Below are 8,154 nucleotides of genomic sequence, written 5' to 3' on the forward strand. Positions count from 1 at the left end.
TGCATCGCTAGAATCCAGTCCGGAGCCGTCCCGCGGGGCCGTCCGCGTACCGGAAAGGGGCCGGGGTGACACGCCACGAACGCTGGAACGCGCTGCTCGAACTGCTCGCCGACGCCGGCCGGCTGAGCGTCGAGGAGGCGGCGGCCCGGATGGCGGTGTCGGCCGCGACGATCCGCCGCGACTTCGACCAGCTCGCGCAGCAGCAGATGCTCACCCGGACGCGCGGCGGCGCGGTCGCGCAGAGCGTCAGCTACGACCTGCCGCTGCGCTACAAGACCGCGCGCAACGCGACGGAGAAGCAGCGCATCGCCGCCGCGACCGCCGAGCTGGCCCGGCCGGGGTCGATCATCGGGCTGAACGGCGGCACGACGACGTCCGAGGTGGCGCGGGTGCTGGCGACGCGCGCCGACCTGCACGCCGAGGGCGGCTCACCGGCGATCACCATCGTGACGAACGCGCTGAACATCGGCACCGAGCTCGCCGTCCGCCCGCACGTGAAGATCGTGCTGACCGGCGGCGTGCCGCGCCCCCAGTCCTACGAGCTGACCGGCCCGCTGGCCACCGGGATCTTCGACCAGGTGACGCTGGACGTGGCCGTCCTCGGCGTCAACGGGGTCACCGTCGAGCACGGCGCGACCTGCCACAACGAGGGCGAGGCGGACGTCAACCGGCTGATGGCCGAGCGCGCCGACCAGGTGGTCGTGGTCGCGGACGGTTCGAAGGTGGGGCGCCGCGCATTCGCCCGGATCTGCGACACGAGCCGGATCGACGTGCTGGTCACCGACGGCACCGTCGGGGACGCCGACGTCGCCGCCTTCACCGAGGCCGGCGTCCGGGTCGTCCAGGTCTAGTCTGGGTCGTCCAGGGTCGGTGCAGTCCGGGTCTAGCCGCCGGCGGGGCGGGGGTGGTCGCCGCCGCCGATCTGGTCGACGGCGTGCGCCAGGACGCGGCCGAGGACGGCCATGCCGTCGCGCACGCCGCCGGTCGAGCCCGGCAGGTTGACGATCAGCGTCCGCCCTGCGAGCCCGGCGAGGCCGCGGGACAGGATCGCGGCGGGCACCTTGTCGCGGCCCTCCAGCCGGATCGCCTCGGCGATCCCCGGGACCTCCCGCTCGATGACGAGCCGGGTCATCTCGGGCGTCCGGTCGGTCGGGGTCAGGCCGGTGCCGCCGGACGTCACGACGACGTCGTAGCCCTGCGCGACCGCGTCCCGCAGCACCTCGGCGACCGGCTCGCCGTCCGGCACGACGACGGGGCCGTCCACCTGGCAGCCGAGGTCCTCCAGCAGCTCGACCAGCACCGGGCCCGACTTGTCCGGGTAGACGCCGGCGGCGGCGCGGTTGGACACGGTGACCGCCATCGCGCGGATCATCGGCGCCACACGCCGGTCTTGCCGCCGGTCTTCTCCTCGACCCGCACGTCGGTGATCACGGCGCCCGGGTCGACCGCCTTGACCATGTCGACCAGCGCGAGCGCGGCGACGGAGACGGAGGTGAGCGCCTCCATCTCCACGCCGGTGCGGTCGGCGGTGCGCGTCACGGCCCTGATCGCCACGCCCTCGTCGTGGATCTCCAGCTCGACGGTGACGCCGTGCAGGGCGATCGGGTGGCAGAGCGGGACCAGGTCGGGGACGCGCTTGGCCCCCATGATCCCGGCGATGCGGGCGACCGACAGCGCGTCGCCCTTCGGCATGTCGCCGGCGCGGAGCAACTCGATGCATTCGGCGGAAAGCCGGACGAACCCGGTCGCGGTGGCGGTCCTGGACGACACGCCCTTGGCGGACACGTCGACCATCCGGGCCGCGCCCTTGTCGTCCAGATGCGAGAACTCGGTGCCCATGGCACTCATGGCAACCTCATGACGTCGACGTGCGAACCGGCGGGCAGGGCCTCGGTGTCCTCGGGCAGTGCGATCAGCGCGTTCGCCATGGCGAGCGAACCGAGCTGGTGGGAGCCCTGCGTCTCCGCCGGGGTGACGGTGTAGTGGCCGCGGTTGGACGACAGCCGCCCGCGGACGAAATGCCGCAGCCCGGCGGGCGACTTGATGTCCTCCGCCAGGACGGCGCTTACGGTGGGCATCGGTTCGGGCGGCAGGCCCTGCATGGCGCGCAAGGCGGGACGCACGAAAACCTGGAACGAGACGTACGCGCTAACGGGATTCCCCGGCAGCGTGAAGACGGGCACGCCTTCCAGCAGGCCGAACCCCTGCGGCTTACCCGGGCGCATGCGCACCTTGTGGAACCGTACGGTGCCGGTGCCGGACAGCACCTCCTTCACCACGTCCCTGGTGCCCATGGACACCCCGCCCGAGGTGATGATGGCGTCGGCACGGACGAGCTGGTCCTCCAGCATCTCCATGACCTTGGCGGGCTCGTCGTGGACGGTCGCCTGCCGGAAGCCCATCCCGCCCGCCTCGACGACGGCGGCGGTGAGCATGTAGCTGTTGGACTCCCAGATCTGCCCCGGCGCGAGCCGCGTGCCGGGCTCCTGGAGCTCGTCCCCTGTGGAGACGACGACGACGCGCGGTTTCGGCCTTACGGCGACATGGGAGCGCCCTACGGCGGCGACCATGCCGATCTGCGTCGCGCCGAGCCGCGTCCCCGCCTCCACGACGGTCTGGCCCGCGAGGACGTCCTCGCCGGACCGCCGGATGTAGTTCCCCGCCGGTGCGGGACGGCTGATGCGGACGGTCGCGGCGCCGCCGTCCGTCCACTCGACCGGGATGACCGCGTCGGCTCCGGCGGGCAGCGGGGCGCCCGTCATGATGCGGGCGGTCAGCCCCGTCCTGATGGCGGAGACGCCCGAGTCCCCGGCCACGATGTCCCCGACCACGGGCAGCACGACCGGCTCCGCCTCGGTGGCCCCCGCGATGTCCGCCGCGACGACGGCGTAGCCGTCCATCGCGGAGTTGTCGAACGGCGGCAGCGGGACCGGCGCGGTGACGGGCTCGGCGAGCACCGTCCCCTGCGCCTCCAGCAGCGCGAGGTCGAGCGGCGGCAGCGCCGCGACGCTGCCGAGGATCTCCGTCAGGTGCTCATCGACCGTTCTCATGCCCACGGCCCCAGTGTGACGGGTCGTCACGCGTCGCCGGAGCCGCCCACGCCGTCCGCGGCGTCATGGGTGCGGACGAACTCGCGCAGCCACGGGATGAACTCGGGCGCCAGATCGGGGCGTTCCGCGGCGAACTGCACCACCGTGCGCAGGTACTCCAGCTTGTTGCCGGTGTCGTAGCGGCGGCCGCGGAACTTCACGCCGTACACGCCGCCGCCGTTCTCGGACGGCATGTCGGCGAGGGTGCGCAGCGCGTCGGTCAGCTGGATCTCGCCGCCGCGGCCGGGCGGGGTCTTCTCCAGCACGTCGAACACCGCGGGGTCGCAGACGTACCGGCCGATGATGATCCAGTTGCTCGGCGCCTCCTCGGGCGCGGGCTTCTCGACCAGGTCGGAGATGCGCACGACGTCGTCCTCGCCGGTCGCCTCGATGGCCGCGCAGCCGTACGCGGACACCTGGTCGGGCTCGACCTCCATCAGCGCCACGACGCTGCCGCCGTACTGGCCGCGCACCTCGATCATCCGCTGCAGGAGCTTGTCGCGCGCGTCGATCATGTCGTCGCCGAGCAGCACCGCGAACGGCTCGTCGCCGACGTGCTGGCGGGCGCAGTGCACCGCGTGGCCGAGCCCGCGCGGCTCGCCCTGCCGGACGTAGTGCATGATCGCCAGGTCGGCGGACTCGCGGATGGCCGCGAGGCGCTCGCTGTCGCCCTTGGCGTTGAGCGCCTCCTCCAGCTCGTAGGCGCGGTCGAAGTGGTCCTCGATGGACCGCTTGCTGCGCCCGGTGATCATGAGGACGTCGCTGAGGCCGGCGTCGACGGCCTCTTCGACGACGTACTGGATCGCCGGTTTGTCGACGACGGGAAGCATTTCCTTGGGCGTCGCCTTGGTGGCGGGCAAGAATCGGGTACCGAGGCCCGCCGCAGGGACGACGGCCTTGAGCACGGGTGCAATGTCGACCATGAAAAGACCCTAGCCATCCGCGAGGACAACAGCGTGCACGACATCGTTTCGAAGACCGACATCCGCGCCGGACTGCTGGAAAGGCGTGGGATCATGGCTCCCGAGGAGCGCGCCGCGGCGGGCCGGTCGCTGCGCGACGCGCTGCTGTCCGTGCCCGAGATCGAGATGGCGGGGACGATCGCCGCCTACGTCTCCGTCGGCACCGAACCGGACACCCGGAGCCTGCTGTTCGCGCTGTGGAAGCGCGGCGCCTACGTGCTCCTCCCCCGCCTGCTGCCGGACGGCGACCTCGACTGGGCGTCCTACGAGGGCCCCGACTCGCTCGCGCCGGGCCCCCGCGGATGCCTGGAGCCGACCGAGCCGCCGCGCGGCCCGGGCGCCGTGGCCAGCGCGGACGTGGTCCTGACACCGGCGGTCGCGATCGACCGGACGGGCATGCGGCTGGGCCGCGGCGGCGGGTCGTACGACCGGGCGCTGGCCCGCGTGGGGCCCGCGATCCTGACCGTCGGGCTGGTGTACGACTCCGAGCTGGTGGACGAGCTTCCCGCGGAGCCGCACGACCAGCGGGTGCGGGCCGCGGCGACGCCGTCCGAGGGCCTGGTGCGGTTCGGCTGAGGCGCCGGCGGGCGCCGGCCGGCGTTCGGACGGCCGCGAAGTGCGGCCGGCGGTGCCGAGAGCGGGGCCGGGGGTGCCGGGCGGTGGCCGAGCGGCGTCAGGGGGTGTCCGAGGCGTCAGGGGGTGTCCGAGCGGCGTCGGAAGCGCTGCCGGGCGGTGGCAGAGGTGTGGCCTGGCGGTTAGCAGTACCTGGCTCTGTGGCCAGTACCGGACGGGCGCATAGGCTGAGGATCAGCAAGATCGCGGATCGGGGACCGCGGTCGGACCCGAGGCTCACCGGGAGGTTCCAGATGACGGCGCCGTGGCGGATCCTTTCCCTCCCCCCGCTCGGGGAGGACATCGTGCGGGGCCTGTTCGGATCGTTCGGCGACACCGTGGAGGTGGCGTTCCCGCAGACCAGGGACCGCGCCGGGCTCCTCGCGGCGCTCCCGGACGCCGAGCTGGTCATCGGCGACTTCAGCGCCCAACTGAAACTCGACGCCGAGGCGGTCGCCGCCGCGCCGCACCTGGCGTTCGTGCAGATGCCCGCGGTGGGGACCGACAGCATCGACGGCGCCGCGCTGGCGGAGGCCGGCGTGCCTCTGGCGAACACCGCGGGCGCCAACGCGCGCGGTGTGGCCGAGTGGGCGGTCGGCGCCGCGTTCGCCCTGTGCCGCCACTTCGTCTGGGGGGACCGGCATGTGCGCGCGGGCGAATGGCCGCAGGCGGAGCTTCTGGCCCGGGGCACCAGGGAAGTCCATGCGCAGCGCGTAGGGGTCGTCGGTTACGGGGCCATCGGCGCGGAAGCGGCGCGGCTGTTCCAGGCCCTCGGCTGTGAGGTCTCCTACTGGACGAGGCACCCGCGTGCTTCGGCGCCCGTCCCCTACAGGGATCTGGACGATCTGCTCGCCACGTCCGACATCTTGGTGCTCGCCCTTCCGCTGACCGATGAGACGCGCGGCCTCATAGGGCCGGAACGTCTCGCGCTACTCCCCGACAAGGCGCTTCTCGTGAACGTGGCGCGGGGCGGCATCGCGCCCGACGACGCCGTCCTCGCCGCACTGGAGTCGGGGCGGCTCGCCGGGGCCGCCCTGGACGTCTTCGACGAGGAGCCGCCTGCGGCCGACCACCCCCTGCGCACGAACGAGAACGTCCTGCTGTCCCCGCATGCGGCGGGAGGGACGACGCAGTCGCAGCGGAACATCGTGACGATGCTGCTCGACAACGTCACCAGGGCCGTCCAGGGACACGCGGTGCAGAACGTTGTGAACGGGGTGGATCCGCAGGTCAGACGGAGATAACGGACGTTCTAGGCATCCCGTTCATCAACCGCAAGTATGCATTTGACACACGATTCTGTAGTATTGCTAAAAGTTCAACTTTGACGACCCCGAAGGGTGGGATGTGCATCTCGACATCTGGCTACTCCTCGGGGCCGTGCTCGTACTCAGCGCCATCGTCGCGGTCCGGCTGTCGCACCAGGCCGGCCTGCCGACCCTTCTGGCGTACATGGGCCTCGGCCTTCTCATCGGCGAGTCCGGTCCCCTCCACATCGACTTCGACAATGCCGAGCTGGCCGAGACCCTCGGCCTCGGCGCGCTCGTCCTGATCCTCGCCGAGGGCGGTCTCACCACCAACTGGCGGCACGTGCGGCCGTCCGTGCCGGCCGCGCTCAGCGTGTCCACCATCGGCACCCTGATCAGCATCGTCGTGGTGGCGCTCGCCGCCATGTGGCTGATCGGCATGGACTGGCGCCCGGCGTTCCTGCTGGCCGCCGTCCTCGCCCCCACCGACGCCGCGGCCGTGTTCTCGGTGCTGCGCCGGCTGCCCCTGCCCTCCCGGCTGACCGGGCTGCTCGAAGCCGAATCCGGCTTCAACGACGCACCCGTCGTGATCATCGTGGCGACGCTCAGCGTCAAGCACGGCGGCGTCCCCAACATCGCCGAGCTCGCGGGCGTGATGGTGTACGAGCTGATCGCCGGCGGCGTGCTCGGGTTCGCGATCGGCTGGCTCGGCGCACAGGCGCTGCGCCGCGTCGCCCTCCCCGCGTCCGGCCTGTACCCCATCGCCGTGATGTCGCTGTCCATCGGCTCCTATGGCGCCGCCACGCTGCTGCACGCGAGCGGCTTCCTGGCCGTCTACGTCAGCGCGCTGGTGCTCGGCAACGCGCGCCTGCCGCACCGTCCGGCCACGAGGGGCTTCGCCGAAGGCATCGGCTGGCTCGCCCAGATCGGGCTGTTCGTGATGCTGGGCCTGCTGGCCTCGCCCGGCGCGCTCCCCGGCCAGATCGTCCCGGCGCTCGTCATCGGGTTCGTCCTGCTGCTCGTGGCGCGCCCCGTGTCGGTCGTCCTGTCCTCGATCGGGTTCAAGCTGTCGTGGGGCGAGAAGGTGTTCGCCTCATGGGCGGGGCTGCGCGGCGCCGTCCCGATCGTCCTGGCCACCATCCCCATGGTGAAGGACGTGCCGGACGCCGACCGGCTGTTCTCCATCGTCTTCAACATCGTCGTGGTGTTCACGCTCTTGCAGGGCCCTACGCTGCCCCTGGTCGCGCGCTGGTGCCGCCTCAAGAGCGACGAGCAGACGCGCGAACTGGACGTGGAGGCCGCGCCCCTGGAGGAACTCCATGCGGACCTGCTCGAAGTCCGCATCCCGCCCGACTCCCGGTTGAGCGGAGTGGAGCTCTTCGAGCTACGGTTGCCGGCCGGGGCGTCCATTACCCTCGTCGTGCGGGATGGGGAGAGCTTCGTACCGGAACCCACCACGCCCCTGGCGAGCGGCGACACGCTGCTGGTCGTGACCACCGAGGCCGTACGCGAGACCACGGAACGCAGGCTGCGCGCCATCAGCCGCCGCGGGAAGCTGGCCGGCTGGTTCGGCGAGACCGGCGCATGAGCGTCCTGCGGCATGGGCACCTAGGCTCGGCCGGGCCTTGGGGTGGGGCCGGGCTTGGGGGCCGGGCTTGGGGGCAGGCTTGGGGCGGCTGGGAACAGACCCGCGGCGAATCCTGTTCCACGGGTGGGTACCATTAGCAGTCATCTAGAGTGAGTGCCAGTCCGGGACGGCGCCGGACTGAGTCAGCGAGGAGGAACCGTGCCGACGTATCAGTACGTTTGCACCGAGTGCGGCGAGCCTCTGGAGGTCGTGCAGAAGTTCAGCGACGACGCGCTGACCGAATGCCCGGCGTGCAAGGGAAAGCTCCGCAAGGTCTTCTCCGCCGCGGGGATCATCTTCAAGGGGTCGGGCTTCTACCGCACCGACAGCCGCGGCTCAGGCAAGTCGTCCTCCACCGTGGGGAGCTCGTCCAACGGCTCGAACGGCTCGTCGTCGAGCGGTGACTCCGGCAAGTCCGACTCGGCGTCCTCGTCGGGCTCGTCGGGCGACTCGTCGTCGTCCTCGTCTTCCGCCTCCTCGTCGAAGTCGTCTTCGTCCGAGAAGGTGGCCTGACCCAGGGGCCACGCCTCACCACCGCGCTTCCCGAAGGCCGGACCGGCTGCTCGTCGGCGATGATCAGCAGCGCCTCGGCCTGGACGGCGGTGACGCCGAGGGGC

General features: G+C 71.8%; 9 protein-coding genes. 5 read left to right on the forward strand and 4 right to left on the reverse strand.

Going from position 1 to position 8,154, the window contains the following annotated elements; all coding sequences use genetic code 11:
- Nucleotides 1-65: 65 nt before the first annotated feature.
- Nucleotides 66-851: a DeoR family transcriptional regulator gene (locus ABZ914_RS09750; RefSeq protein ID WP_190854947.1), complete on the forward strand. Its 786-nt coding sequence runs from the start codon at nt 66-68 to the stop codon at nt 849-851.
- A gap of 32 nt (nt 852-883) precedes the next feature.
- Here the strand turns inward: ABZ914_RS09750 and ABZ914_RS09755 are convergent, their stop codons facing one another.
- The 4 genes from ABZ914_RS09755 to galU are packed head-to-tail and all read right to left on the reverse strand — an operon-like array spanning nt 884 to nt 4,012.
- Nucleotides 884-1,372, reverse strand: coding sequence for a MogA/MoaB family molybdenum cofactor biosynthesis protein (locus ABZ914_RS09755; protein ID WP_500192619.1), 489 nt, complete (start codon nt 1,370-1,372; stop codon nt 884-886).
- Nucleotides 1,369-1,848 (reverse strand): cyclic pyranopterin monophosphate synthase MoaC, encoded by a 480-nt coding sequence (moaC, locus tag ABZ914_RS09760; RefSeq protein WP_500192620.1) that lies wholly within the window; start codon nt 1,846-1,848, stop codon nt 1,369-1,371. The genes ABZ914_RS09755 and moaC overlap by 4 nt, the downstream gene beginning before the upstream one ends.
- Nucleotides 1,845-3,050, reverse strand: coding sequence for a molybdotransferase-like divisome protein Glp (gene glp / locus ABZ914_RS09765; RefSeq protein WP_500192621.1), 1,206 nt, complete (start codon nt 3,048-3,050; stop codon nt 1,845-1,847). The genes moaC and glp overlap by 4 nt, the downstream gene beginning before the upstream one ends.
- Nucleotides 3,051-3,076: 26 nt before the next feature.
- Nucleotides 3,077-4,012, reverse strand: a complete 936-nt coding sequence (gene galU / locus ABZ914_RS09770) for a UTP--glucose-1-phosphate uridylyltransferase GalU (protein WP_500192622.1) — start codon at nt 4,010-4,012, stop codon at nt 3,077-3,079.
- Between the two features lie 42 nt (nt 4,013-4,054).
- On the opposite strand from galU, the gene ABZ914_RS09775 reads away from it, so the two are divergent.
- The 4 genes from ABZ914_RS09775 to ABZ914_RS09790 all read left to right on the forward strand — a co-directional run bounded on the left by ABZ914_RS09775 (nt 4,055) and on the right by ABZ914_RS09790 (nt 8,050).
- Complete coding sequence (locus ABZ914_RS09775; protein WP_500192627.1) at nt 4,055-4,627, forward strand: 5-formyltetrahydrofolate cyclo-ligase; 573 nt, start codon at nt 4,055-4,057, stop codon at nt 4,625-4,627.
- 290 nt (nt 4,628-4,917) lie between these two features.
- A complete protein-coding gene (locus tag ABZ914_RS09780; protein WP_500192623.1) occupies nt 4,918-5,907 on the forward strand; it encodes an NAD(P)-dependent oxidoreductase in 990 nt (329 codons plus the stop codon).
- 103 nt (nt 5,908-6,010) lie between these two features.
- Nucleotides 6,011-7,498, forward strand: a complete 1,488-nt coding sequence (locus tag ABZ914_RS09785) for a potassium/proton antiporter (protein ID WP_500192624.1) — start codon at nt 6,011-6,013, stop codon at nt 7,496-7,498.
- Between the two features lie 198 nt (nt 7,499-7,696).
- The gene (locus ABZ914_RS09790) at nt 7,697-8,050 is read left to right on the forward strand and encodes an FmdB family zinc ribbon protein (protein WP_500192625.1); all 354 of its coding nucleotides are present in this window, start codon (nt 7,697-7,699) and stop codon (nt 8,048-8,050) included.
- The last annotated feature ends 104 nt before the right edge of the window (nt 8,051-8,154 follow it).

This window comes from Spirillospora sp. NPDC046719 (genome assembly GCF_040645715.1).
In the GTDB taxonomy this organism is placed as follows: Bacteria; Actinomycetota; Actinomycetes; order Streptosporangiales; family Streptosporangiaceae; genus Spirillospora.

Excerpts from the sequence above, each read along its gene's own strand:
- ABZ914_RS09755 (WP_500192619.1), bottom strand. The coding sequence starts at position 1,372 with ATGATCCGCGCGATGGCGGTCACCGTGTCCAACCGCGCCGCCGCCGGC.
- moaC (WP_500192620.1), bottom strand. The coding sequence starts at position 1,848 with ATGAGTGCCATGGGCACCGAGTTCTCGCATCTGGACGACAAGGGCGCG.
- glp (WP_500192621.1), bottom strand. The coding sequence starts at position 3,050 with ATGAGAACGGTCGATGAGCACCTGACGGAGATCCTCGGCAGCGTCGCG.
- galU (WP_500192622.1), bottom strand. The coding sequence starts at position 4,012 with ATGGTCGACATTGCACCCGTGCTCAAGGCCGTCGTCCCTGCGGCGGGC.
- ABZ914_RS09780 (WP_500192623.1), top strand. The coding sequence starts at position 4,918 with ATGACGGCGCCGTGGCGGATCCTTTCCCTCCCCCCGCTCGGGGAGGAC.